At 42.2% G+C, this 26,181-nt stretch carries 26 protein-coding genes and 1 riboswitch; of the genes, 17 read left to right on the top strand and 9 right to left on the bottom strand.

What is annotated here, in order from left to right; translation table 11 throughout:
* Nucleotides 1–106: 106 nt before the first annotated feature.
* Entirely contained in the window at nt 107–763 is a 657-nt protein-coding gene (upp, locus tag MARME_RS16560; protein ID WP_013662409.1) for a uracil phosphoribosyltransferase, read from the bottom strand.
* A 216-nt stretch (nt 764–979) separates the two neighbouring features.
* On the opposite strand from upp, the gene lon reads away from it, so the two are divergent.
* Both lon and MARME_RS16550 read left to right on the top strand, forming a co-directional pair.
* Nucleotides 980–3,418, top strand: coding sequence for an endopeptidase La (gene lon / locus MARME_RS16555; protein ID WP_013662408.1), 2,439 nt, complete (start codon nt 980–982; stop codon nt 3,416–3,418).
* Between the two features lie 135 nt (nt 3,419–3,553).
* Entirely contained in the window at nt 3,554–4,933 is a 1,380-nt protein-coding gene (locus MARME_RS16550; RefSeq protein ID WP_013662407.1) for an MATE family efflux transporter, read from the top strand.
* Between the two features lie 330 nt (nt 4,934–5,263).
* Here the strand turns inward: MARME_RS16550 and MARME_RS16545 are convergent, their stop codons facing one another.
* Nucleotides 5,264–6,031, bottom strand: a complete 768-nt coding sequence (locus MARME_RS16545; RefSeq protein WP_013662406.1) for a TlyA family RNA methyltransferase — start codon at nt 6,029–6,031, stop codon at nt 5,264–5,266.
* A 123-nt stretch (nt 6,032–6,154) separates the two neighbouring features.
* On the opposite strand from MARME_RS16545, the gene MARME_RS16540 reads away from it, so the two are divergent.
* On the top strand, nt 6,155–7,024 hold the full coding sequence (locus MARME_RS16540) for a sulfurtransferase (RefSeq protein ID WP_013662405.1): 870 nt from the start codon (nt 6,155–6,157) through the stop codon (nt 7,022–7,024).
* Nucleotides 7,025–7,054: 30 nt separating this feature from the next.
* Here the strand turns inward: MARME_RS16540 and MARME_RS16535 are convergent, their stop codons facing one another.
* The gene (locus MARME_RS16535) at nt 7,055–7,372 is read right to left on the bottom strand and encodes a hypothetical protein (protein WP_013662404.1); all 318 of its coding nucleotides are present in this window, start codon (nt 7,370–7,372) and stop codon (nt 7,055–7,057) included.
* 119 nt (nt 7,373–7,491) lie between these two features.
* Between MARME_RS16535 and MARME_RS16530 the strand changes: the two genes are divergently transcribed.
* Genes MARME_RS16530 through MARME_RS16515 form a run of 4 tightly spaced genes read left to right on the top strand, consistent with a single transcriptional unit; the run spans nt 7,492 to nt 11,130 of the window.
* The gene (locus MARME_RS16530; protein WP_013662403.1) at nt 7,492–8,661 is read left to right on the top strand and encodes a nucleotide sugar dehydrogenase; all 1,170 of its coding nucleotides are present in this window, start codon (nt 7,492–7,494) and stop codon (nt 8,659–8,661) included.
* A 58-nt stretch (nt 8,662–8,719) separates the two neighbouring features.
* On the top strand, nt 8,720–9,586 hold the full coding sequence (locus tag MARME_RS16525) for a glycosyltransferase (protein WP_013662402.1): 867 nt from the start codon (nt 8,720–8,722) through the stop codon (nt 9,584–9,586).
* 9 nt (nt 9,587–9,595) lie between these two features.
* Nucleotides 9,596–10,348 carry a glycosyltransferase family 2 protein gene (locus MARME_RS16520; protein WP_013662401.1) on the top strand — a complete coding sequence of 251 codons (753 nt, stop codon included), beginning with the start codon at nt 9,596–9,598 and terminating at the stop codon, nt 10,346–10,348.
* On the top strand, nt 10,348–11,130 hold the full coding sequence (locus tag MARME_RS16515) for a glycosyltransferase family 2 protein (RefSeq protein WP_013662400.1): 783 nt from the start codon (nt 10,348–10,350) through the stop codon (nt 11,128–11,130). The genes MARME_RS16520 and MARME_RS16515 overlap by 1 nt, the downstream gene beginning before the upstream one ends.
* A gap of 110 nt (nt 11,131–11,240) precedes the next feature.
* Here the strand turns inward: MARME_RS16515 and MARME_RS16510 are convergent, their stop codons facing one another.
* From MARME_RS16510 to MARME_RS16495, 4 genes are read right to left on the bottom strand one after another with little or no spacing between them, the layout of a single operon-like run.
* Nucleotides 11,241–12,053, bottom strand: a complete 813-nt coding sequence (locus MARME_RS16510; protein ID WP_013662399.1) for a glycosyltransferase family protein — start codon at nt 12,051–12,053, stop codon at nt 11,241–11,243.
* A gap of 51 nt (nt 12,054–12,104) precedes the next feature.
* On the bottom strand, nt 12,105–13,121 hold the full coding sequence (waaF, locus tag MARME_RS16505) for a lipopolysaccharide heptosyltransferase II (protein ID WP_013662398.1): 1,017 nt from the start codon (nt 13,119–13,121) through the stop codon (nt 12,105–12,107).
* Nucleotides 13,114–14,061, bottom strand: a complete 948-nt coding sequence (gene rfaD, locus MARME_RS16500; RefSeq protein ID WP_013662397.1) for an ADP-glyceromanno-heptose 6-epimerase — start codon at nt 14,059–14,061, stop codon at nt 13,114–13,116. Before rfaD ends, waaF begins: the two co-directional genes overlap by 8 nt.
* An 11-nt stretch (nt 14,062–14,072) precedes the next feature.
* Nucleotides 14,073–15,209, bottom strand: a complete 1,137-nt coding sequence (locus MARME_RS16495) for an AGE family epimerase/isomerase (protein WP_013662396.1) — start codon at nt 15,207–15,209, stop codon at nt 14,073–14,075.
* A 98-nt stretch (nt 15,210–15,307) separates the two neighbouring features.
* Between MARME_RS16495 and hldE the strand changes: the two genes are divergently transcribed.
* Genes hldE through MARME_RS16480 form a run of 3 tightly spaced genes read left to right on the top strand, consistent with a single transcriptional unit; the run spans nt 15,308 to nt 19,779 of the window.
* Entirely contained in the window at nt 15,308–16,735 is a 1,428-nt protein-coding gene (gene hldE / locus MARME_RS16490; protein WP_013662395.1) for a bifunctional D-glycero-beta-D-manno-heptose-7-phosphate kinase/D-glycero-beta-D-manno-heptose 1-phosphate adenylyltransferase HldE, read from the top strand.
* Nucleotides 16,736–18,520 (top strand): lipid A export permease/ATP-binding protein MsbA, encoded by a 1,785-nt coding sequence (gene msbA / locus MARME_RS16485; RefSeq protein ID WP_013662394.1) that lies wholly within the window; start codon nt 16,736–16,738, stop codon nt 18,518–18,520.
* Between the two features lie 20 nt (nt 18,521–18,540).
* A complete protein-coding gene (locus MARME_RS16480; protein WP_013662393.1) occupies nt 18,541–19,779 on the top strand; it encodes a 3-deoxy-D-manno-octulosonic acid transferase in 1,239 nt (412 codons plus the stop codon).
* Here MARME_RS16480 and MARME_RS16475 read toward each other — a convergent pair.
* Nucleotides 19,766–20,311 (bottom strand): rhomboid family intramembrane serine protease, encoded by a 546-nt coding sequence (locus MARME_RS16475; RefSeq protein WP_013662392.1) that lies wholly within the window; start codon nt 20,309–20,311, stop codon nt 19,766–19,768. The genes MARME_RS16480 and MARME_RS16475 overlap by 14 nt on opposite strands.
* Nucleotides 20,304–20,582 carry a DUF6471 domain-containing protein gene (locus tag MARME_RS16470; protein WP_013662391.1) on the bottom strand — a complete coding sequence of 93 codons (279 nt, stop codon included), beginning with the start codon at nt 20,580–20,582 and terminating at the stop codon, nt 20,304–20,306. Before MARME_RS16470 ends, MARME_RS16475 begins: the two co-directional genes overlap by 8 nt.
* A 169-nt stretch (nt 20,583–20,751) precedes the next feature.
* Here MARME_RS16470 and MARME_RS16465 point away from each other — a divergent pair, with 169 nt between their 5' ends.
* From MARME_RS16465 to thiB, 7 genes are all read left to right on the top strand, one after another.
* Nucleotides 20,752–21,156, top strand: coding sequence for a DUF2170 family protein (locus MARME_RS16465; RefSeq protein ID WP_013662390.1), 405 nt, complete (start codon nt 20,752–20,754; stop codon nt 21,154–21,156).
* The gene (locus tag MARME_RS16460) at nt 21,153–21,842 is read left to right on the top strand and encodes a PspA/IM30 family protein (protein WP_013662389.1); all 690 of its coding nucleotides are present in this window, start codon (nt 21,153–21,155) and stop codon (nt 21,840–21,842) included. Before MARME_RS16465 ends, MARME_RS16460 begins: the two co-directional genes overlap by 4 nt.
* Before the next feature lie 132 nt (nt 21,843–21,974).
* Nucleotides 21,975–22,622 carry a YjfK family protein gene (locus MARME_RS16455; RefSeq protein ID WP_013662388.1) on the top strand — a complete coding sequence of 216 codons (648 nt, stop codon included), beginning with the start codon at nt 21,975–21,977 and terminating at the stop codon, nt 22,620–22,622.
* Between the two features lie 30 nt (nt 22,623–22,652).
* Nucleotides 22,653–23,072: a DUF350 domain-containing protein gene (locus MARME_RS16450; protein ID WP_013662387.1), complete on the top strand. Its 420-nt coding sequence runs from the start codon at nt 22,653–22,655 to the stop codon at nt 23,070–23,072.
* 10 nt (nt 23,073–23,082) lie between these two features.
* Nucleotides 23,083–23,688 (top strand): DUF1190 domain-containing protein, encoded by a 606-nt coding sequence (locus tag MARME_RS16445; RefSeq protein ID WP_013662386.1) that lies wholly within the window; start codon nt 23,083–23,085, stop codon nt 23,686–23,688.
* Nucleotides 23,689–24,855 carry a glutathionylspermidine synthase family protein gene (locus tag MARME_RS16440; protein WP_013662385.1) on the top strand — a complete coding sequence of 389 codons (1,167 nt, stop codon included), beginning with the start codon at nt 23,689–23,691 and terminating at the stop codon, nt 24,853–24,855.
* A gap of 141 nt (nt 24,856–24,996) precedes the next feature.
* A riboswitch (TPP riboswitch) is annotated at nt 24,997–25,120 on the top strand.
* Between the two features lie 44 nt (nt 25,121–25,164).
* The gene (gene thiB / locus MARME_RS16435) at nt 25,165–26,172 is read left to right on the top strand and encodes a thiamine ABC transporter substrate binding subunit (RefSeq protein WP_013662384.1); all 1,008 of its coding nucleotides are present in this window, start codon (nt 25,165–25,167) and stop codon (nt 26,170–26,172) included.
* The last annotated feature ends 9 nt before the right edge of the window (nt 26,173–26,181 follow it).

Here is a 26,181-nt window from a genome sequence, read left to right as displayed (position 1 = left end):
GAACGAAACAGAACGAAAAAATATAACGAGAGTTAAGGTGACATTGCTTTCGTTTAAGTCACCTTAACTCTCGGGTATCATTTAATGTTTTTCGAATGACGTTAACTCATCGAGTTCCGTAAATTCTATCGCCCGCATCGCCGACACCTGGGCGAATGTAGGCCTTTTCATCTAATTCTCGATCAATTGATCCAACGTATATTGGCACGTCACTATGCGCCTCTTTAAACGCTTCAATTCCTTCTGGGGCGGCAAATAGGCAAATAAATCGAATGTCTTTAGCGCCCATGCCTTTCATTTTATCAATGGCGGCGATGGCTGAATTTCCGGTCGCAAGCATGGGATCCACGACGATAATCGTACGTTCTTCAACCGAATGAGGCATTTTTAAGTAATATTCCACCGGTTTTTTGGTTTCCGGGTCGCGGTACATGCCAACATGGCCAACTCGAGCGGATGGAGACAGTTTCAATACGCCTTCAGCAAGTCCATTCCCCGCCCGCATTATCGTTACAATACACAGCTTCTTCCCTTTTAAGACTGGGCTCATTGCTGTCTCTAGAGGAGTTTCAACGGCGATGTCAATGGTTTCTAGATCACGAGTAGCCTCATAACCAATGAGTGTTCCCAGCTCTTCAACAAGCATTCTAAACTCTCGAGTACTGGTGTTTTTATCACGTAAACTCGTGAGTTTATGCTGTACGAATGGATGTTCGACAAGGTAAACATCTGAGTAACGTGTCACAATTTCGTCTCGTGTCATGGTTCTTTCCCTCAATAACAATCGCTTAATCATACCATAGGCATTTCGCGTGAATGCAATTTTCCTGTCTATTAAGTCAGTTTTGATAATTGCTATAGAACGGTTGTAATTTTTGTCTTTGCCACTACATATTTTTCATCAATTAATATTTTGCTCCTCTGTGAAGTCGGTGATTACTCTTCCTAAGAGTTGAGCGTTTGTAGAAGGTGAGTAGTTGTGAGTGATGACAATGTATATGAACAGCCAGAGGGCGAGATTGTTGATGAGAACTCTGACGAGGTTGTAATCAGCGACCCTAAGGCACTGGCATTGCCGGACGATGTATTGCCTGATACCTTGTTTATTTTACCTGTTTCTAGCCGTCCTTTTTTTCCAGCCCAAGTTCAACCCGTTATGGTGGATGCAGAGCCTTGGGAAGAAACATTAGAACGCATAGCGGAATTCCCTCAAGCCGCAGTCGGACTAATTTACGCTGAGAAGACCGCCAATGGCGGCGCTCCAAATGTTGCGAACTTTAAGCAAATTGGTTGTGTAGCGCGGATTCACAAAGCGGAAAAGCAAGATGAAAAGATTACGTTTTTGGCTCAAGGGTTAAAGCGTATCGAAATTGTTGAATGGCTAGAGACGGAAGCCCCTTACCTTGCAAGAGTACGCTATATCAATGACTCAACTGTCGCTGATGAAGAAGCAAAAGCGTATTCCATTGCTATACTGGACGCGATCAAGGAATTGATTCGCCTAAATCCGCTTTTCAGCGAAGACTTACGTCAATATCTTGGACGCTTTTCATTTAATGAACCCGGCTTATTAGCAGATTTTGCGGCTTCAATTACTTCAGCAGAGCCAAACGAACTATACGAAGCGTTGAGTACGCTACCTGTTATAGAAAGAATGAAGCAGTCTTTGCTTTTGTTAAAAAAAGAACTGGAAATAGCGCATTTACAGAATGAAATTTCGGCGGAAGTGAATGACAAAATTAGTAAACATCAGCGTGAGTTCTTTTTAAAAGAGCAGCTAAAAGTTATTCAAAAAGAGCTTGGTCTTTCTAAAGATGATCGAACTTCCGATATTGATACGTTTCAGGAGCGCTTAGACGGAAAGAATGTACCCGATGCCGCCTATGAAAAAATTGAGGACGAGTTACACAAGCTCAGTATCCTTGAGACAGGATCACCTGAATATGGCGTGACTCGGAACTACTTAGATTGGGCAACCTCATTACCTTGGGGGGTGCATTCGGAAGATAACCTCGATATCTCAAAAGCAAGAGAGGTATTAAATGGTCATCATTCTGGATTGGACGATGTCAAAGATCGAATCATTGAGTTTTTGGCGTTGGGTGCGCATCGAAAAGAAATGGGCGGTTCCATTATGCTCTTGGTTGGTCCTCCTGGTGTGGGGAAAACATCCATCGGTAAATCTGTTGCAGCAGCATTAGGGCGAAAGTTTTATCGCTTTAGCTTAGGTGGGATGCGTGATGAGTCCGAAATTAAGGGGCATCGCCGAACGTATATCGGTTCGTTGCCAGGTAAGTTCGTTCAGGCGCTCAAGGACGTGCAGGTCGAAAATCCCGTTATTATGCTGGATGAAATCGATAAGATTGGGTCATCTTTCCAAGGAGACCCAGCGTCTGCGTTATTAGAAGCACTGGATCCTGAGCAAAACAGCGAGTTTTTAGATCACTATTTAGATATGCGGATCAACTTATCTAAGACGTTGTTTGTGTGTACGGCGAACCAACTGGACACTATTCCAGCGCCGTTGCTTGATCGTATGGATGTGATTCGCTTGTCCGGTTACATTGCTGAAGAAAAGGTTGCCATTGCCAAGCAGCATTTGTGGCCAAAACTACTTAAGAAGAATAAATTGCTTAAGAAGCAGCTTAATATCACAGATGCGGCGCTTAAGCATATTATTGAGTACTATGCACGCGAAGCGGGTGTGCGTGGATTGGATAAACTTCTTCAAAAAGTGTTGCGTAAATCGGTTGTGCGTTTACTCACGAGTGAAACAGAAAGCATTAATGTTGGAGTAAAAGACCTTGAAGACTTGTTGGGGATGCCGTACTTCCGACCGGAAAAAACATTGAAGGGAGTCGGTGTTGTGACCGGTCTAGCGTGGACCTCTATGGGAGGAGCGACCTTACCTGTTGAGGCGAATAAAGTGCATGAGTTGACCCGAGGCTTGAAGTTGACCGGAAAACTCGGTGAAGTCATGAAGGAGTCGGCGGAAATTGCGTATTCGTATGTGCTTTCTCATACAAAGAGTTATCAGAGTAATCCTGAGTTTTTCGATAAGTGCTTGATTCACTTGCACGTACCCGAAGGTGCGACCCCTAAAGATGGCCCTAGCGCTGGTATTACGATGGCAACGGCACTGATGTCGCTAGCAAAAGGACAAGCGGTTAATCGTCCTCTTGCTATGACTGGAGAACTCACGCTGACAGGGCAAGTGTTGGCCGTTGGCGGAATCCGAGAGAAAATTATTGCAGCGAAACGCAGTAAGGTGAATGAAATTATTTTGCCTGAGGCGAATCGTCGTGATTTTGAAGAGTTGCCTGACTCAGTGAAAGAGGGGATATCTGTTCATTTTGCTGAGCGTTTTGCCGATGTTGAAAAAATCGTTTTCGGAAAACTGAGTAACGATGTGCACTAATTAATCAAATATTGCATAAAAACAAACGAAAAAACAAAAAAGCCGAGCGATATGTTCGGCTTTTTTGTTTGGTCTTAGGTAGAATGTCGCGAATTGTTTTTACCGTGCATAAACGCAGGATTTAGAGGCTCAGGCATGCCTAAACAGGCAAAATTTACTCAAGGTTCAACATTAAAACACATTGTGACGATGTCGTTTACAGGTGCACTAGGGCTAATGATCATGTTCCTAGTAGACCTCGTCGATATGTTATTTTTGTCGATGTTGGATGAGCGAGAAGCCGTTGCTGCTGTGGGCTTTGCCAGTGCGATTATGTTCTTCACTATCTCACTGTGTATTGCGGTGTCGATTGCCGCAGCGGCGATGGTGTCGCGTGCTATTGGCAGTGGGGATATTGAGCTTGCAAAAAGACGTGCGGTTAACGTTTTGGCTTATGGCATTCTTTTCTCTACCGTGCTTGTCTATCTGGTATGGCCTAATATTCCTCACATTTTGCTTTATATTGGAGCCTATGGCCGAACACTCGATTTGGCGACGGATTATCTACAAATTGTGATGTTGGGCTTACCTGCCGTAATGATAGGGATGATTGGATCCGGTATTATGCGGGCACTTGGCGACGCTCGGCGTGCAATGTACGCGACGTTAGTCGGCGGTATTGTTAATGCTGTGTTGGACCCCATTTTAATTTTCCTATTTCGCCTCGATGTTCAAGGCGCAGCCCTTGCTTCTTTAATTGCACGGTTTTCTATGGTTGCTGTGAGCTACTATGGCGTCGTTCACGTACATAAAATGCTGGGCGAATTTGATCTGATGGACTTCTTTAAAGATGTTCGTCCCATTTCATACATAGCGTTGCCAGCCATGTTGACTAATGTTTGTACGCCTTTAGCAAACGTTATTGTTATGGAGTATGCGTCGAGTTACGGTGATGATGTCGTTGCTGCGGTGGCTATAGTAGGTCGTGTTATTCCCGTTGTGTTTGGTGGCTTATTTGCATTGACGAGTGCCGTTGGTCCGATATTGGGGCAAAATTATGGTGCTCGCCGATTTGATAGAATGCACAATACGATCTCCAGTGCGGTTACGTATTCGTTTTCTTATACTGCGGTGGTGTGCTTGTGTCTATTTTGGTCAAAAGAGTGGCTGATTGTTATGTTCAGCGCGTCCAAAGAAACGGCCGAAATGATCCGCTTCTTCGCCACTTATATTTCATTTAGCTTTCTATTTCAGAGCCTTATGTTTATCGCTATCGCGGCGTTTAACAGTCTTGGAAAGCCGTTCAATGGCACTATGTTGAACTTCTGTCGAGCAACGCTCGGAACGTGGCCGCTCATCTTCTTTTTTACCTTGTTTATGGATGCGAAGGGAGTTTGGATGGGGCAAGCGGTCGGGTCGATTATTTTTGGTAGCATTGCCTTGGTGATGGTGCGACGTTTTATTAACGAGCTTGAGTCGAAAGAGGTTAATGAAATCGAGTTAAAAGAGTCACTGCCCTACGACGATGTTGCGTAACGCGACTCTGTTTTTATATTTAGGTTTGTTTAGATTCAGGTTTAGATTCGGTGAGGCGAATCTAGGGAAGGTACGAATAAGTCTTATGAGCTTCAGTCTTATCAGAGAAACAGTCTATTAAGGCGAGAGTGAGCAGGAATGTTAATACCTTTCAATTACTCTTAACGAAGATAGGCTGTTTCTCTGAAAGACCCAAAGGGCGTGGGCTAAGCTTTCTTTAATTCTTTGTTAACTTTCTTGCCAATATGCTCAATATTGGACAGCGAAACTTGCCTCGAATAAAGAAGAGTTATCCACACGCTGAAGCCAGTGGACTTGTTCGTACCTTCCCTAGGCTGGAGTTTGACGTTGAGCGATCATAAGGTATTCTTGGTTACCGTCACCGCCTTTTATGACGCTTTTTTCATAGGCAATAAGGGTGAAGCCAAGGTTTTGTGCAAACAAGATCATCTCGTCTTTTAATAGACTCACTCGTTGCTCATCTTTCACTATTCCCCCTTTACTTACAAACTCTTGTCCAACTTCAAACTGCGGTTTGACTAGAGTAATCAAATAGCCGTTTTCAGCCAACAAAGAGGGTAGTTGAGGAAGAATCTTCATTTGTGAAATGAAGGAGACATCCATGACAATCGCATCAAATCCCTTTGTAGGGAAGTGCGGTTCTAAATCATTTTTGTCTAATGAGCGCGCATTGATGCCTTCAAAGCAGATAACACTCTCATTATTTCGAAGCGTTGGATCAAGCTGATCATGTCCGACTTCGACTCCAACGACCTTTTCAGCGCCATGCTGCAGTGAACAATCCGTGAAACCGCCTGTGGACTGGCCAACATCCAAAACAGCAAAACCTTTGAAATCAATGTGATATTGTTTCAACGCTCCTTCAAGCTTTAATGCCCCTCTGGACACGTATCTATCTGACTCGTCTTTTTGAATGTCTAATTGGGTGACTTCTTCGAGTTTTAAGCTTGGCTTTGTAATCAATTGCCATGTTCCGTTAATGTGAGCGGAAACCTTTTTTTGATTGATAAAAGATTGCGCTTGGGAGCGGGATTTGGCAAGGCCGGATTCAGTGAGAAGAACATCAATGCGTTTCATAAGGGGGCTAATAGAATGAAGAAAAGAGTGAAGTTGAGCGCGCAATAATAGCAAAAACTTAGAAATCTAAGTAGTCTGTCTCGTAGATTATTTTGTAACGTCAGAACGTAAAGGGCCTCACTTATGACAATAAAAACATTGATTTCAGTGGATGAGCTATCTTCCTTGCTTGGAGGTCGCGATTTAGTCGTCCTTGATTGCCGCTTTTATTTAACAGACTTAGAAAAAGGCGCTCGTGTTTACCAAGAGTCACATATCCCGGGCGCTATTTTTGTTGATCTACATACTCAGTTAGCCGGTACCGAAACCGAGTTTACGGGGCGACACCCTTTACCGTTGGAAGTCGAGTTTAGCGAGCAACTCGCCAGTTGGGGGATCGATCCAAATAGCCAAATTGTTGTTTATGATGATATGGGGGGCGCCTTCGCTGCCCGTGCATGGTGGATGTTAGCTCAGCAGGGCTTATCTGTTAGGGTATTAGATGGCGGTTTCCCTGAGTGGCGTCGTTCTGAAAAGCAAGTCACTGTCGACGTGCCTGATGTCGCCTTGTCAAAAGATAAGATCGAGGTCTCGTACCCTTGGCTTATTCAGGAAGATCAAATAGTAAGTAATTTCGAATCTAATCAATATATTCTGATTGATGCGCGAATGCAGGATCGCTTTAACGGCGAAAATGAAAATATGGACCCGGTTGCAGGGCATATTCCTGGTGCTTTAAATCGGCCGTTTTTTGATAATTTAAATGAGCAACAGGTGTTTAAATCAGAAGAACAATTAAAAGGTGAATTTGAAGTATTACTAAATGCCGAACACAATGTCGATATTGAAGACAGCTCCAGCGTGTCTTCTTTGGTCCACTACTGTGGGTCGGGGGTCACTGCATGCCACAATGTGTTAGCGATGAATCAGGTTGGAATAGAGGCAAAATATGTTTATGTTGGTTCATGGAGCCAATGGGCAAAGCGAATGGTTAAAATGATGGAGTCGCACTGACTCCATCATTTAAATTTGTATGAGGCGGTTCTAATGAGGCCGCTCTCCTGCAATCATCATTTGAACTTCTTCATGATTTGTTCCCCAGATGTGTTCTTTGATCGTCGCTAGAAAGCGATTGGCTTCGTTCAACGTCACAATGCCGTCTAACAATTCGACACCGATCCCTTCCCCGGTAAAGTAAAAATGCCAGATATGGTTATTAATGGAGACTTTACCTATACCGTTGTCGAAGTCCATTTGCTTAAAATCATAGAGATGCGGGACAAAGGCAGACATCTCAGACCCACCTTCTCCGTAGGCTAGTTCCGGAATATAGCCTTGGCGATCAACGAGTTCAAACTTCATATAGTTATCCTTTTTTTTGTTTTAGTAGCTATAGTGTTAGGAAAGACGCTTTAACGTAAGTGTAGTAGACGTGTCGTAAGCTAGGAAATTAAAAACTCCAAATTTTGAAGGTAAGCAACATGAAGATAGCTGTAGTCGGAACAGGGTATGTCGGACTTTCTAACGCATTATTGCTCGCAAAACGAAATGAAGTGGTTGCATTGGATATTGTTTCCGAGAAAGTTGAAATGCTAAACAAAGGATTGTCTCCTATAGAGGATGACGATATCCAACGCTACTTAAAAGAAGAGGACCTTAACTTTAAAGCGACATTGGTTAAAGAGGAGGCATTATCTGATGCTCGCTATGTCATTATTGCAACGCCAACGGATTATGACCCTGAAATGAATTACTTCAATACACATCATGTGGAGAGCGTTATTCAGGAGGTAAAGACGATTAACCCTGATGCAGTAATGGTTATTAAGTCGACGGTACCTGTGGGGTTCACTAAGGATTCAAAAGAACGGTTTGGAGTAGAAAATCTTATTTTTTCTCCTGAGTTTTTAAGAGAGGGCAAAGCGCTTTACGATAACTTATATCCTTCTCGAGTTATCGTTGGCGAAAAGTCGGAACGGGCGAAGGTGTTTGCAGAGCTTCTTGTTCAAGGATCTAATAAAGTTGATGTGGATGTTTTATTCACAGACTCAACTGAAGCTGAGGCCATTAAATTGTTTGCGAATACATACTTAGCAATGCGTGTCGCTTTTTTCAATGAGCTGGATACCTATGCAGAGACGCTGAACTTGGATTCTCGACAAATTATTGAAGGGGTCGGATTAGATCCGCGCATTGGGAAACATTACAATAACCCGTCATTTGGGTACGGAGGGTATTGCTTGCCAAAAGACACGAAACAGCTTTTGGCGAATTATGATGCGGTTCCAAATAATTTGATTAGGGCGATAGTTGACGCAAATGTAACGCGCAAAGACTTTATAGCGAATGAAATTTTGAAGCGCAAACCCAAAGTAGTCGGTATCTACCGTTTAGTAATGAAAGCGAAGTCTGATAATTTTCGTGCGTCTGCAATTCAAGGCATTATGAAACGAATAAAAGCGAAAGGGATAGAAGTTATAGTCTTTGAGCCAGCGTTAGATGCAGAAAGCTTCTTCAATTCAAGAGTGATTGATGATCTTGAAAGCTTTAAAGCGGAATCAGATGTCATTATTGCCAACCGGGTGACTGAGTCTATTCATGATTGTATGGAAAAAGTATATACACGCGACTTATTTGGTGGGGATTTGTAGAGGACGCGAAGGGTGTTCTACTGTTAAAATAGTCTGAACATTGTAGTTAGGCTTTTTAATGAAAATTAGTGCTTTTACCTTTATTAAGAATGGTGTTTTGCTTGGATACCCTTTCGTGCAAAGCATTCAGTCAGTATTGCCCCTTGTTGACGAGTTCGTAATTGCGGTTGGTGAGTCCGAAGATAACACTCTTGATGTGCTTCGAAGTATAGAGAGCGATAAAATTCGAATCATCGAAACTGTGTGGAATGATAAGATGCAAGCTCGCGGCTATGTTTACGGTCAGCAAAAAATGATCGCCCAGTTTAGTTGTACTGGTGACTGGGCATTTTATGTTGAAGCTGACGAGGTGATTCATGAAGAAGACCTTCCTAAGATTAAACAAGTCTGCGAACAATATTTGCATGATGATGAAGTTGAGGCCGTCGCGTTCGATTATTATCATTTTTACGGCAATCAAAACACCTATATTGACTCTTCTCATTGGTATCGCTCTGAAGCCCGAATCATAAAGAACTCCATTCGTACTTATGCTCCTGATGGTTTGTACTGGATTGTGTTGGATGGGCGAAAGAAGCGCCGTTACCCTCGAGCAGTAAGGCCTGGTGTAAAAATGTACCACTATGGGTGGACTAGAACGACTGCTCAGCTTCAAGCAAAAGACGATCGTGTCAGTGTTTATTGGGGAAGAAACGCGGATGAAGTGTCTTACGATGAAATTGACCCCAATATTATGCGCAAATTTTCGAGTACTCACCCTGCCGTAATGCATGACTCTTTTGAAGACTCCAATGTAGAGTTGTTTGTGCCGAAGCCTAAAAATGGCATTCCAAAACAATATAAAAAGTATCGGATGAAGGATAAGTTAGAGTCTATCTTCGGGATTGACCTTAGTAAAAAACATTACTCTCTTGTAAAAAGGTAAGGCTCAAAGATGTCTACAGTTGGAGCTTTGCTCATTGTTAAGAATGAAGAAGAGAAGCTTGCAGAGTGTCTAGATTCACTGTCTACTTGGGTTGATCAAATTGTTGTTGTTGACTCTGGAAGTACTGATAGCACATGTGAAATAGCAAAAAAGTATACTAAACATGTTTACTCTCACTGTGAGTGGCCAGGTTTTGGAAAGCAAAGGCAGGTTGCTCAAAGTTATCTTACGACAGATTGGGTATTTGCCATTGATGCTGACGAAGTTGTAACCGATGAGTTAAAACAGAGCATACTTAAAGAGACAAAATCGACAGAAAGAGCTTTGTTCTCAGTTAACCGCTTGAGTAGCGCATTCGGTAAACAAATTCGATACTCAGGATGGAGCCCTGATTGGATTGTTAGGCTTTATCCTCGGGAGATGGCGGGTTATAACGATGCTTTAGTACATGAAAAAGTCATCGCCTCTAAAGATATCCCAAAACGAAAGTTATCGGGTTATTTGCTTCATGACACTTATGAAAGTTTGCATCACTACTCTGTAAAAACGACCTCTTACTTGAAGGCTTGGTCGGATGATCGGGAAGGGAGGCCTTCTTCTTTGTCAAAAGCTCTTTTGCATGCTTTTGCGTGCTTTATCAAAATGTACATTATTAAAAGAGGCTTTTTAGACGGTACGCATGGCTTTGTTTTAGCTTGGCTTGCAGCACATTCAACCTTTTATAAATATATTGACCTTTGGCTTAGAGGAAGAAAAAAATAATGAAAGTATCTTTAATTGTCACGACATACAACTGGAAAGAAGCGCTTGCAGTGACATTAAATAGTGTGCTTTCTCAGAAAGTAATGCCTTTCGAAGTTATCGTAGCTGATGATGGCTCCCGCGAAGACACTAAAAAGGTGGTCGACTCTTTTATTTCGAAATTCTCTATTCCTTTAATTCATTCTTGGCAAGAAGATACTGGCTTTCGACTTGCGGCAAGCCGTAATAAGGCAATAGCAAAAGCTTCTGGAGATTATCTTGTTATTGTTGATGGAGATATGTATTTACCCCCAAGGTTTATCGAGTCTCATATTATAAATGCTAAAAAAGGTCATTTTGTACAAGGGGGGCGAGTTTTACTTGGAGAAGACGTAAGTGAAAAACTATTAGAAAATGGTCGTCGCCCTACGATTTTTTCGAAAGGAATTAGAAATCGCCATAATATGATCGACTCATCTATCTTAAGTCGCATATTTACCAAAGTAAAAAATAATGATAGATCGACAAGAGGTTGTAATTTTGCGCTTTGGAGAGAAGATGCAATACGAGTAAATGGCTACAATGAAGATTTTGAAGGTTGGGGAAGAGAAGACAGTGAAATGGTTGTAAGGCTTTTAAACTCAAACATTTCTCGACTTTACCTTAAATTTAAAGCAGTTGGGTATCATATATACCATGTTGAAAATAGCAGGGAGCAGCTTCAGGTTAATAATGACATTTATATGAAGACATTGTCAGAAAAACTTATTTTTTGTAATAATGGAATATCTCAATATCTATGAATTACCCTATTGTTGCCCCTAAATTCAGATAATAAGTGCAACGTAGTAAGACAGGTTTAGTCAAAACTTCAGCACTGAGCGACTACTAGACTAAGTTATCCGTAGGTTCCTTAGAGTATTTTATCTTGAACCCATCTCGATATATGTCTCTTGGTTTTTATTTGATTGGCCATTTCAGGTGAATCCAATAAAGCTTCTTTTGACTTTTTTTCCAGTAGTTCGTTTGATTGGTCATGAATATAGTTTTTAGGTCCTTTATGCCAATAGTGAAAGACACTATTGTCACCAAGCGTAATAATTTCCCCTTTTTCAGAAAGTGTTTTTCCTAACGAAAATTGTTCAGCAGTGTGGGTCGAAATTAAAGGAACAATTTGTTCCATTAACCATAAGGCAGTGTTCAGTAATGTTAGGCTCTTATTGCATATACCTATTACCCCCGAGTTATACATTGAGCAGTTTTTAGTACATAATATCTGACCGTAATCTTTATGTTCAAATTGTTTATTGAAAATTTGGCTATAATGCCTCGAGTGTCGTTGTTTACTTAGCTTTCCCTCAAATTTGTGCATTAGAAAACTTGATTCAGTTATGTGATTAAAATAACTTGAAATATCTTTTTTTATGATAGTGTCAGAATCAAGGAAGATTATTTTTTTCGCATGGTTCTCTAGAATATACCGAAGCCCTGCTAGTTTTAATTTAAAATGATAATCTGAACTCTCCATCCATTTTGACTTCATACTGAGGTCTAGAGGGACTATTGTTAGTCGAGGGTGTGGTGGGAAAAAATCAACGAGCTCCGATAAAATAATAATATTAGAAGATTTCATTTTATCTAGAACACTACAGATGCTTATAAGAGCTTCTCGGTAGTATTTTTGATTAGTGCCATATAAAATATAAACAAAAGCTGTATCTAACATAAAATTTCGTGCTCTCTTATAATGTTCTAAATTGGTCTTTTCGAAGAAAAGCTAAGTTTCGCTGAGGGATGGAGTAATATATTGGATTACATCACTAGCAGGAAGGTTTGTCTGACAATTTGTATGCCCCAAAGGACATTGCCTTTTAAAGCATGGTGAGCAATCAAGATGTAAATTATGAATGATCTTATTGTCAGTAAGAGGGGGTGTAAACAGCTCGCTGGTGGAACCATAAATACCGTGTACCTTGGTACCAACTGCGGCAGCGACGTGCATTAAGCCCGAGTCATTACTGACTGCAATGTCCGCAGCTCCTAGTAAATCGATAGCGTCAACGAGTTTCGTTTTACCGCATAAATTGATCGCCTCCTCACCAAGTTCTTCAAGAATACGATCTCCGTCCTCAGAGTCCTTCGGCCCTCCTAGTGTCCAAACTTGGTAGCCTTTTTGGAGTGCCGCTTTAGCAACCTCTCTAAAGTGCGATATTGGCCACTGTTTAGAAGGGCCGAACTCAGCACCTGCCATTAGTGCAATTGCAGGTCTATCTGAAAGTCCCAATGTTGTGTAGAGGTTCGCTTGGTTGTCTGAGTTGACGGTTAATTTAGGCTCTGGCAAGGACGTAGGAGGATAAGCGTTGTGCAGCTCCTCTCCAAGAGAGACAAAACGTTTTACTGTCTGGTTTAAAATACTCTTATCAAGTTTGCGTCGTTCGTTTAAAAGAATGTATCGCTGCTCGCCGTGAAACCCAACTCTATGTGGGATTGAGGCAAAAAAGGGCACGAGCGCCGACTTCCAAGAACGCGGAATTGTAATCGACTTATCGTATTTCTCAGCTCGAAGTGACTTTCCTAAATTGCGTCGAGTCGAAATCCCCCATTCGCCATGCCCTGTTGGTAGACTAATGGCGTTTCGAACTTCTGGCATACGAGCTAGAATTGGTGCTGACCAGTTAGGTCCGATAACATCAATGATGCAATCCGGCTCAATGTCTTTTAAGCGAATAAATAGGCTCTGGGCCATGACCATATCGCCTACCCAAGAAGGGCCTACAATTAAATATTTAGTCACGACTGTCTAACCATGTCATGTAATCTTTCACGCCTTCTGAAAGGCTTCTAAAGTTGCCAGTGTAGCCAGAGTCTCGCAGTTTACTGATATCTGCCTGAGTAAAACTTTGATAAGCGCCTTTTAAATGCTCTGGGAATGAAATGTACTCAATTTCACCTTTTCCATAATGTTCTATCACTGTTTCAGCGATGGTTCTAAAAGGTTCTGCATGTCCTGTGCCCAAATTGAAAATGCCAGACTTGTCGTCATTTTCGAGGAACCATAATTTGGTTTCGACTAAATCTTCAACATAGATAAAGTCTCGACTTTGCCCGCCGGCTTCATAGCCGTCATAAGCGCCGAACAGTTTTGGGTTTTCTCCTGCAAGTACTTGATTGCGAAGATGGAAAGCGACACTTGCCATGGACCCTTTGTGGTTTTCACGCGGCCCATAGACGTTAAAATATCGGAAGCCGACGATTTGTGATTTTGCTTCTGGAAGAATAGTTCTAACGTATTGATCAAATTGAAACTTTGAAAACGCGTACATGTTTAGCGGGTTTTCGTGGTCTCTTGTTTCTTGAAAGATTGGTCCAGCACCATAAACCGATGCAGAAGAGGCATATGAAAAAGACACTTTGTTTTTTAAGCACCAATGTAACACCGCTTTTGAGTATTGGTAATTGACGTCCATAACATATTTGCCGTTCCATTCGGTGGTTGCTGAACATGCACCTTCGTGGAATACGGCATCAACTTTCAAGTTAAGAGCGTTTGCTTTTACTAACTCAAGAAAGTCGTACATGTCCATGTAATCAGCAATGTTGAGATCGGAAAGGTTTAGGCATTTTTTACCGTCAGTAAGATCATCTACTAAAAGAATATTGGTAATGCCGCGTTTGTTAAGCGCTTTGATGATATTACTACCGATAAAGCCGGCTCCGCCGGTGACTATATACATGCTGCGTTATCCTATTTAGTAAATTCAGTTTGCGACCAGTTTATCACTTCGTTTAGACCTAAGAAAATATGGTAGGTCGTGGTGCCTGGTAGAGGGATATTTTTCGGGGAATCGTCTTCATTTAAATACTCGTTCCATCTGCCGTCTGCTGTAAAGTAATGATCTTTTAAAAACGATAGAGCTTTTTCGAAACGATCTAATTTTTCGTTTTCGTCCAGATCAATGACACACAACGCTTTTAAGTATTCTGTTATCGGCCAAATACGCTTTTCAGTGTCTAGTGTTACGTAGCTATCAGCATGGATTTGGTTAAACACGCCACTTTTTTCAGAAATTCCATGTTTAGACGCGATAGACCAAAGCTTATCTGCAATCTCTATGTTCATTGAATTTGGAGAAACTTTGTTTGCCTTATGCAGTAGCCATATCCACTCAAAGTGGTGCCCTGGCTCAATGATGTGTCCTTCCGACGGGTGAACTTTCCAGTTTTTTAGAAAAAACTCTCGTAGAGTATTGGTTATTGGATCAAAAAACGCGGAACGTGCAAGCGTTAGTAACTCACCAATTTGAATTTTATAGGCAGTTTCTTGTGTCACTTCGTATGCGGCAAGGTAACCTTCAAGTAAATGCATGTGAGGGTTCTGTCGTCGAATCAAGGAGCGATCTATAGGGTAGCTCTCCTCAAAACCGCCAAACTCTGAACGCATATTATCTTGTAAAAAATCGTGAGTTACTTGTATTTCATTAAGTGCTCTTTCGTCGCCTGTTGCTTTGAAGTAATGACTGAACGAGAGTAAAACGAACGCCAGAGCGTAAGCATCAGTCTTGGTATCGAGCTTTTCTAAGTCGTCATTTAAGGAAAATATCCACCGTTGATCCTGTTTAAAATGAGCCAGAATGAAATCAAATAACGGCGTTAGCAAAGAGTTGTTGACGCAATCAGAGTAAGACAAAGAAGCATGACTTAATGTATAAAGTTGGCGACATTGAGTCAGTAGGCGTACACGACCAACCTTATTTCTTTCCCAATTGTGTCGCATGCTTTCATAGCTAAAGCCGCGTAAAGGATCAAATGCATGCTCTTGCCAGTTTTTCAAAATGCCGTGAAAAAACAGGTTTTGACAAGAAATGAGACTATTTTGAAACATATTTATGTAAGCTCGGGTTTAGATGATTTTGGTGTGTCCAACTTAGAGTGCGACTATGATAAGATGTCGGCCTTCAAAAATCGATGATTAAAGCATTTATGAACTCTTCTTACTTGAATTTTAAAGATAAAAACATACTTGTAGTAGGCGATGTAATGTTGGATCGCTATTGGCATGGCGGCACTTCTCGAATTTCGCCTGAAGCCCCTGTGCAAGTTGTGAAAGTCTCTAATATTGAAGACCGCCCTGGTGGTGCAGCCAATGTCGCCCTGGGGTTAGCTAAGTTAGGCGTCTCGGTCACTTTAGTGGGTGTAGTCGGTGACGATGAAAATGCGGGTATACTTAAAAAGTCGCTAGAGAAGGAAGGTGTAGAATGTCACTTTGTTTACTCTCCAGCGCTTCCTACTATTACTAAACTGCGAGTGATTAGCCGCCATCAACAGCTAATACGCCTTGATTTCGAAGAGCGTGAAGACACACTTGAGCAAAATGAGAAGATCTTAGAAGCGGTGACCGAGTGTTTACCCAATGCAAATGCTGTCATTTTCTCTGATTACGCGAAAGGCTGTTTAGCGGGTGTGCCTGATCTAATTGAAGCAGCGAATAAACAGAACGTGCCCAGCTTTGTTGACCCGAAAGGAAACGATTTTTCTATTTATCAAGGCGCAACACTGGTTAAACCGAATTTAAGTGAATTTGAAGCGATCGTTGGCAAGTGTGAGAGCGCTAAAGAAATTGTTGACAAAGGTAATGCGCTTCGAGAGAAACATAGCTGGGATGCCTTGTTAGTCACACGCGGTGAAGATGGTTTGGTTTTACTGCAAGATAATCACAACCCTTTCTCACTGGCTACGGCGGCTAAGGAAGTATTTGATGTTACAGGAGCAGGCGATACGGTGATCGCTGCTCTTACAGCAGTATACGTAACTAGTCAGCGTTTTGTTGATGCCGTTGAGTATGCGAATCAAGCCGCTGGTTTTGTAGTCGGAAAACTTGGAACCGCCTCTATTACCTCGGAGCAGTTAGAGGTCATCATGTTTGCGCGCTCGCGAACGACTAATTTTGGTGTTTTATCGCCAGAGCAAGTGCGAGAACAGATTAAACTTGCTCAACTTAATGGTGAAAAAGTAGTTTTCACCAACGGGTGTTTTGATATTTTACACCCCGGGCATGTTGCCTATATGAGGCAAGCAAAAGCCTTAGGTGATCGGTTAATTGTAGCCGTAAATACTGATGCATCTGTAAAGCGTCTTAAAGGTGAAAAGCGCCCCATTAATGATCTTAAGCATCGAATGGCGGTACTAGAAGGTATTGGTGCTATTGATTGGGTGACTTGTTTTGACGAAGACACTCCTAAAGAACTGATCGAAGCATTGTCACCTGATGTACTCGTCAAAGGCGGCGACTACACGATTGATAGTATTGTCGGAGCGGATCACGTGATTAATTCCGGTGGTGAAGTAAAAGTCTTAACCTTTGTCGATGGTTACTCGACGACTTCAATTATCGAAAAGGCGAATGGCTAAATGCAAAAAGCAGCTCAAGCTTCTTCGAAAGATGCTCAACACAAACCACTAGATGAGTCAGGCTTAAAGGTTTATTTACGTCTCTTGGGCTATATACGTTCTTCTTGGTTTTATTTTGCTCTAAGTGTATTTGGTTTTGTTTTGTACTCCGCAATGGAGCCAGCTCAAGCTTGGATCTTGAAACACATAGTTGATGTAGTATCTAACAATGAGATTGCGGAAAATAGACTACTCATCCCGCTTGCGATACTGGTGATTTTTATTATTCGTGGTTTGGGTACCTTTCTAGGTAGCTACTTTATGGCCTTGATAGCCAATAAAGTGGTATACGATCTAAGAACCAGTATGTTTGAAAAAATGGTCGTGTTGCCTTCCAACTATTTCCACAGCATGCCTTCGGGGCGCTTACTCTCAAAAATTACGTATGATACCGAACAGGTAACAGGGTCTGTTACCTCCGCGATTAAGGTCATACTTCGCGAGGGTTTTACCGTTGTTGGTTTGCTGGGTTACATGCTCTACATTAATTGGAAACTGTCGTTATTGTTTCTGATTATTCTTCCTGTTATCGGATTAGTCGTATCTTATGCTTCTAAGCGTTTTAGAAAGCTAAGTAAGCGCATACAAGGTGCGATGGGGGGAGTGACTGATGTGGCTTCTGAAGCCATCAAAGGGCAGGAAGTTGTTAAAATCTTTGGTGGGATTGAATACGAAACCAAACGTTTTCGTGATGCGGCCCATGAAAATCGCCGATCTCAACTGAAAATGGAGTTAACCAAAGCACTTAATACCCCTATTGTTCAGTTTCTAGTGGCGATTTCGCTCTCTGGCTTAATTTGGTTGGCACTTGACCCAACGTTCAGTGACAACATGTCATCAGGCGATTTTGTTTCTTTTATTACCGCCGCTGGCATGCTCAGCAAACCGATGCGACAGCTGACGGAAGTGAACAGCATCCTGCAGAAAGGTATCGCTGCCGCTCAAAGTATCTTTGAGTTTATTGATATGGACGAAGAAGTTGACCAAGGTAAACGACGTTCAAATTCCCTAAAGGGAGAAATTCGTTGGGAGGATGTGCGTTTTCAATACCCATCTTCGGATAAGTTGGCATTGAACGACGTCAGCTTAACGCTTGAAGCGGGTAAAACGTTGGCTTTAGTGGGGCGCTCTGGTGGCGGTAAATCAACCATCGCAAGCCTAATTCCTCGTTTTTATGACGTCACGGGCGGCCGTCTTTTAATCGATGGTCATGAAATACAAGACTATGACCTGACCTCATTGCGGGACAAGATCGCACTGGTTAATCAGAATGTTGTATTGTTTAATGGCACCATTCGAGAAAACATCGCTTATGGTCGATTGCGGAATACACCAGACCAGAAAATAATCGACGCTGCTAAAGCCGCGAATGCACTCGACTTTATTCAAGAACTAGAAAACGGGTTTGATACCGTCGTTGGTGAGAATGGTGTATTGCTTTCGGGTGGACAACGTCAGCGTATCGCAATTGCTCGTGCGATCTTGAAGAATGCGCCTATTCTTATTTTGGACGAAGCGACTTCTGCATTGGACAGTGAATCAGAGCGAGCAATTCAGCAAGCCTTAGATACCTTGATGGAGAACCGCACTACCATCGCGATTGCCCATCGACTCTCAACCATAGAAAAAGCAGATATGATTGCGGTAATAGATCACGGGGAGATCGTCGAAGTCGGTACGCATTCTGAACTTCTTGAAAAAGACGGTGCTTATGCACAGCTTCACAAACAGCAGTTTGCAGAATAAATAGGTTCAAATAAGCGTCTATGTGGTTATATCAAGTACTGCTTAAATGTCTCAAACCTGTTTTGATGAAAAAGGTTCGGCGCTATCAGGCGAGTTATTCAAATTATCGTCTTGAAGAAGTGTTTGGAAACTGGCCTGAAACCAAAGTCGAGTTCTGGTTGCATTGTGCCTCAGTGGGTGAAGTCTTAGCAGCCAAAGAGTTAGTAGCTCGGTGGCTTGCAGCTCACCCACAGCAAACTCTCTTACTAACCACTGTCACGCCGACGGGAGCTGAACAAGCGATTAAGCTGTTTGGTAATCAAATCGTACATCGTTATTTGCCTATGGATTATCCGGCGTATGTGAATAAGGCGCTGAGTCAGGTTCAATGTCGGCGAATGGCAATCATTGAGACGGAACTATGGCCTAACCTTTTAAAAGGTCTTAAAGCCAAAAACATTCCGATCTGTATTGTTAATGCTCGAATGAGCGAAAAGTCGGCGAAAAACTACAAACGATTTTCAGGCTTCTCTCGTAAGCTGTTTGCTTTCCCCGATTTATTTCTCGCTCATCATGAAAATGACTCAGCCCGCTTTATTGAGCTTGGCGCGAGGCATGTAGAAGTGTCTGGCAGTATTAAGTTTGACGTTATGCTCTCACAAGATGTGCTTGAGTCAGACTGGCGGGAAGCGCTTGGTTCAAACCGCTTTGTTTGGATCGGAGCCAGTACGCATGACGGTGAAGACGAAGTCTTACTTGCTGTGCACAAAACATTAAAAAATACCTTTCCCAATGCTTTGCTTATTCTTGTGCCAAGGCACCCAGAGCGCTTTGAAAGTGTCACGAAACTTGCCAATCAGTTTTTTTCAAAAGTAGAAAAACGTTCTGACGATAAGACCAATAATTGGTGTGACACTGATGTGTTAATTGGCGACAGCATGGGTGAGCTTATGCGCTATTATCAAGCTTCTGACGTTGCTTTTGTTGGCGGCAGTCTAATTGAACGTGGCGGACATAACCCAATTGAGCCTGCCGTACTAGGAAAGCCCATTTTAGTTGGGCCTCATACCTTTAATTTTAAAGAAATTACTCAATCCTTGATTGAAGAGGGTGGAGCACTACGTTGTGAAGCGAAAGATGCGCTTGTTAAAGCTCTAATAGCACTAAGCGAAAGAGATAATAGGGTAGAAATGGGGCAAAAAGCGCTGGTTTATGCTCAAAAGAATCAAGGGGCGTTGGAGCGCACGTTAGAGCACATTGAAGAGCTTACTTCTGTCTAAGTAATATCGATAGCACAACGCCTGAAATGAACCCCCAGAAATGCGCAGCCCATGAAATATAAGGTAGGAAGCTAACGAGCGAAAAAAGTGCTCCGCCGTAGGTAATAAAAGCGGCAATAGCAATTAACCAGTTGCGTATACTAGGGTTGAATAACGCGTTGGAAAACATAAAGCCAAGTAACGCAAACACCATTCCCGAAGCGCCGACTATGACATGACTGCTTCCAAAGCACCAAACTCCGATGCCCGAGCCAAGAGCGCCAAGGGTCATTATATAGCGTAATTTATTTGATCCGACTGACGCTCTCAGCAAACTCCCTAGAACAAGTAAAGGAAGGGTATTCGAAATCAAATGGTAAAGTCCTGCGTGTAAAAACGGTGACAATACTATACCGTATAAACCATCCAGCGTTCTTGGGCGAATTCCAAATTGATTTAGATTGATCCCGACTAAAATAATGTTGGCGAAAAATACGCCCCAGATAGCGATAACAAAATACGTTATTTCTGCTGGGATGATTTTCTTAAACATTTTTTACCTGCTTTAGGATCTCTTGCAGCGCAGTGTCTTCCAACTCCAATACATCCACGATGACTGCAAATAGATCGGCGGAAAACATGCCTTTATGTGTTTTGCTACGTAAATTCTCTGGCGTCATACAGATTCCCTTTTTATCCAATGCCATAGATAGGTCTTCGTACTTCATCCCTTTTAATGCGAGAGACGAACGAATGTAACGAGTGATTGCAAGTTTATAGGGAGATAGAGAGTGTCGGTTTTTAATATTTTGATCTGGGTTCATTATGTTCGTTATTTGATTAAATATGATTGATTTATAGTGATTAAGCCCATATTAACTATACCTTCGATGCACTGCAATGAGCATAGATCATAGTTGACAGTTGTTTTCTAGGTGCTATATTCGTTGCTTATGTTACACGCTCTTCTGTCGTTATTAAAAGGAAAACTTTATGTCCTGGAACAAAGATACACTGTTGACGCTCATTGAAGCTCAGCCTAATTGGGTTGTAGAGCCAGAAGGTGAGTGTCTAAATATTTCTAATGATGAAGGCATTGATGTTTTTGTCTATGTGGGCAATCAGCAAATTTTGGTCGAGACAGCGTTATTTTCAGCGGCGAATGTCAAAGATAAAGACCGTTTGAACAACCTCATTTTACGCAGCCATCAGTTAGTACCGCTAACCTCTATCTGCATTAAAAACATCGGTGATGATGAGTACTACATTGCATTTGGTGCGTTATCCATTGACAGTAAAGAAAGTGTTGTACTGGAAGAGATTGAAACCCTTTTCAATAATGTATCCGAGTTTCTTGAGTTATACAGTGACGACCTAAATATGGAGATCGTACTATGAGCCTGAAAAAATTATGGACAGCACTTCGTGGTGCAACCAATGAAGGGATCGAAGCCGTTGCTGATTCTCAAGCGATTCGCATACTGGATCAAGAGATGCGTGAAGCGAAAAAAGAGCTTCAATCTTGTGATGAAAGTCTAACTCGTATTATGGCGAAACGTAAATTAGCTGAAGGCAAAGTATCGGCATTGAAAGCGGATATCGAAACCTATACGAATCATGCTATTGCAGCGAGCGAGACTGATGAGGCATTAGCGATCGAATGTGCTGATAGAGTCAGTGAATTAGAATCTACTCTTGACGTTGAGCAAGGTATTCTTGATAGCTTTTTATCTTCTGAAAAGTCTTTGAAAGCCAATATTTCAAAAGCAAAAACCAATGTTCGTCGCATGGAGCAGCAGATAGAGCAAGTGAAAGCAACAGAGTCTGTTCAACAAGCACAAGTTGCTGTATCGACTCGGCATATGGGTGCAAATAGCAAAGTCAAAACTGCCTTAAGTAGCCTTGATCGTATTAAAGAAAAGCAAAAGCAACGCAGTGCTGAGTTAGACGTTGCCGAAGAGCTAGCGGCTGAAGAGTCCGGTAGTTCATTGGACTCTAAATTAAAAGCGGCAGGTATTAAATCGGGAGCAAGCAAAAGCGGTTCAGACAAGCTTGCGCAGTTACTTGCTTCTAAGAAAGGGTAGAGGCGTATAATATAGCCGCGTTTGCGCACGGAGCATCATATTAAGGCGCTGCGGCTATATTTATACATTTTTTGTAAGCTAAATAACGAACCTTTATGGGATTCTGTTAAGGTTACGACTAAGAGCGAGACTATGTTTTCGTCACTTTTTAAGAAAAATAAACCAAAGTCCCCATCTCAAGATACACCTTCTATTATGGGGTTGCGCTTAGGTGGTAGTTTTGAAATAGACCCACTTTTAATGCGAATGACGCAAGACAGTCTAGTCATTGATAACGCTGCTTCTAGCTACATAATAAAGGCGGCAGGAATCGCAGAACTTGATGGAACGTGGATGTTTCGTTTTTATACGGATGATGATGCCTTTCTCCAAGTCATTGCTGAAGGCGGTAAAAAAGCGGAAGACGTTGTTGATGTAAAGCTTTTTCATTTTTACGACACTCAAGATATCGCCTCCCAAAGTGTGTGGGATACCTTGTTAAACCAACAAATAGGCACGCCGACTTACGAATTAGAAAACCATCTTTATCAGAGGGTTTGGACCTCTGCGAGCGACTACCACAATCCTGTATATGTACAAGAACGTACTTATGACGACGAAGGTGAAATGTCAGAAACGGATCAATTTATAATGCTATTTGAGCGTGAAATAGCCAATGATTGTACTGAATCACTCTTCCTTTCAGCGGAGGAAAGTGAGCAGCAAGGTGGGTTAAATCGCTGTTTTGTGTTAAGTACTGGTATTACACTAAGCCCTTCTCAATTAACAATCCATGGTTAATAACTAATCATTTACAAACAAGGAATTTTTATGGATCCGCAAGTGCAAGACCTTCTCATAAGTGTTGGTAATTTTGGTGGCTATTTTGGCCTGGCTCTCTTATTCGTCGTTGTCTTTACTTTCGTGTACTCGTTCATTACCCCTCATGACGAATGGAAGTTGATTAAATCCGAACAAAATACGGCGGCTTCTATTGGTTTAGGTGGCGCTATCATTGGTTTTTCAATTGCGTTGGGAGGCGCGGCATCCAACTCGGTTTCTATTGTCGATTTCGCTATTTGGGGGCTAATCGCACTCGTCGCGCAATCTCTCGCATTTGCCGTGGTTCGATTCATCTTTATGCCAAAAATTGTTGCTCGAATCATTGCCAATGAAGTGAGCGCAGGGATTATTCTCGCGTCGGTCAGTGTTTCCGTAGGGGTACTTAATTCAGCATGTATGACTTATTGAGGAGTATATTGTGAAAAGAAGCCAATATATTAGCCTTAATAAAATGCGCAAAGAAGGTCCGAAGCATCCCGCGTTTCGACCACTTACGCTCGCGATTGCAGCGATTACCTTAACGGCATGCAGCCAGCCTGATGAAGAAGTAAAGGTTGTATCTTCTGTTGAAGACTGTACTGCGAATACCACACTTTCGTTGCAACAATGTCAGGTCGCGTATCAAAAAGCGATTGAAGAGTCGGTACGTACTGGTCCTAGATATGGAAGTGAGCGGCAATGTGAAGAAGATTTTGGTTATGATCAATGTATCAGACCGCAATCCTCTGGCTTTTTTATGCCGATGTTGACCGGCTTTATGATAGGTAACATGTTGAATAATAGAGCCTATACCTATAATCCCGTTTATCAATATCGTAATTCAGGATCATCCTATCGTAATAGGTTGATGACAGCGGATGGCGCTATTATTGGTACCCCTGGAAAGCGTTCGTATTCTGTTCCTCCTTCAGCATTGAAGCCAAAACCAAAAGTAACGCGCACAGTCTCGCGCGGAGGTTTTGGTGCGGTGGCATCTGCCAAGTCAAATTGGGGCGGTGGTAAATCGAAAGGGTGGGGCGGCTAGATGTTTCGCATCCCTACTGCTGAACGGTTAAATTGGCAACAAAAAGCAGAAGAGTTTGGCTTTGAGTTTCATACCATGTATGGGGAAAAATACTGGGATGAAAGTGCCTACTATCAGTTTACATTAGAACAGATTGAAAAAGGCATCGAAGAGCCCACAGAAGAAGTTCACCAGATGTGTTTAGCGGCGGTTGAGCGCGTTGTGAATGACGATGCCTTGTTGCGACGCTTTTGTATACCAGAGGCCCAGTGGGACTTTATTCGTCAATCTTGGACTAACGGTGACCCTAGTTTATATTCTCGATTAGATTTTGCGTATTCTGGTAAAGGAGACGCAAAGCTATATGAAAATAATGCGGATACTCCTACCAGTGTTTACGAGACTGGTTTTTGGCAATGGCTTTGGTTGCAAGATAAAGTCGATGCAGGCAAGCTGTCTAGCGCTTCAGATCAGTTTAATAGCTTGCAAGAAAAGCTGGTAAATCGTTTTAAAGAAATAAAATACCTAACGCCAGACCGAGTTTTGCACTTCTCTTGTTGTAAGGACACTCCCGAAGATCGTGGCACGGTTCAGTATCTCGAAGACTGTGCCAATGAGGCGGGCATCGAAACGGACTTTGTGTACATTGATGATATTGGTCGGGATGAATTCGGCCATTTTACGGACCTGAAAAATCAAGTTATCAGTTCAATGTTCAAATTGTATCCTTGGGAGTTTATATTTCAGGAGGCGTTTTCTGAGCACCTTGGAAGCAATAATATCCGTTGGTTGGAGCCTCCTTGGAAGAGTATTCTTTCCAATAAAGCGCTTTTGCCCATGTTATGGAAAATGTTTCCTAACCATCCGAATCTGCTGCCTGCATTTTTTGAAGACGAGCTGCATTTGGCAACAGGCTTAGACTCTCTTGTTAAAAAACCAATCTTTTCTCGTGAAGGTTCGAACATTTCATTTATTGGGGATAATGCCGATATTGAAGCGTCATCCGGCCCCTATGGTGAGGAAGGTTTTATCTATCAAGCGACGCATATGCTGCCAAAATTTGGTGATAGTTATACATTGATCGGCAGTTGGTTAGTCGATAATCAAGCGGTTGGCATCTCGATCAGAGAAGACAGCAACCCCATCACTCAAGACATGAGTCGATTTTTACCGCATGTTATTCTTTAGCCTCATTAAAAGCCCTGTGTTACGTCATAACTTTAAATAAGAAATCATCAATCAGTGAAAGTGCGTAGTTTATGCAATTTAAGATGTATGTCCTGTTACTTTAAAGTGACTTTGATTTAATTGCTGATTACAATAAACCCGATTTATCTCTTGGGGTGCCATACATCTGCTCATCTATCGATGAGCTGTGTGGCTGAGAAGCTTTGCTAACCCATTGAACCTGAACCAGATAATGCTGGCGTAGGAATTGAGATAGCGAGTCTTGTCTTGCCATTTCTGCTGTACGCCGCTCGTAATTGGAGCGACCTGATGTCTTTTAAAAAAACTTTGTTAACTGCCTTTTCTGCATCTGTGATGTTGGTTACAGCAAGTTCTGCTGTTGCTGCATCTACATTAAATGTTTATACCTATGATTCGTTTGCCTCTGACTGGGGCCCGGGTCCAAAAATCAAAACAAAATTCGAAGCACAATGCGATTGTACTTTGAACTACGTCACGTTGGATTCTTCGGTTGGTATTCTCTCTCGTGTTCAGTTAGAAGGATTAAGCTCTTCGGCTGATGTGGTTTTGGGGCTTGACCTAAATGTAATGGAAGCGGCTAAGAAAACCGGTTTGTTAGCAGAGCATGCTGTTGACACTTCTAACGTGAATGTTGCTGGTGGGTGGAGCGACAAATACTTTGTTCCGTTTGACCAAGGTTATTTCGCGTTTATTTACAACAGCGAAGCGATGGCTCAACCACCTAAAAGCTTAAAGGAAGTGGTTGAAAATAAAGATTTGAGGGTGATCTATCAAGATCCTCGTACTTCGACGCCTGGATTGGGGTTGTTGCTATGGATGAAGTCCGTCTATGGTGACAGCGCAGATCAAGCATGGGAAACGCTTGCTTCTCATACGGTAACCGTGACAAAAGGTTGGTACGATGCGTATAGCTTATTCCTTAAAGGAGAAGCAGATGTGGTACTGAGCTACACAACATCGCCTGCGTATCATGTTGTTGCCGAAGGTGAGACAAAATACAAAGCGGCCCCAGCATCAGAAGGTTTTTATCCTCAAGTAGAAGTAGCCGCGACGCTTAAAAATGCACCTAATAAAGCGTTGGCGCAGCAGTTTATGTCGTTTATTTTGACGTCTGAGTTCCAAAATACAGTTGCGACGGGAAACTGGATGCTGCCGGTCATTGATGACGTTAATGAGTTGCCTGAGATTTTCTCTCAATTACAGCAGCCTACGAAGGTACTGACGCTTCCTGCTAATGATGTTGCGGAACACCGTAAAGCTTGGATTAACGAGTGGTTAAATGCGACAACTCGATAGTCGTTCATT

Origin of the sequence: Marinomonas mediterranea MMB-1 (assembly GCF_000192865.1) — a bacterium.
Lineage (GTDB): Bacteria > Pseudomonadota > Gammaproteobacteria > Pseudomonadales > Marinomonadaceae > Marinomonas > Marinomonas mediterranea.
The sequence above is the reverse complement of the archived record's forward strand: the minus strand, read 5'-3'. Positions and strand labels throughout refer to the sequence as shown.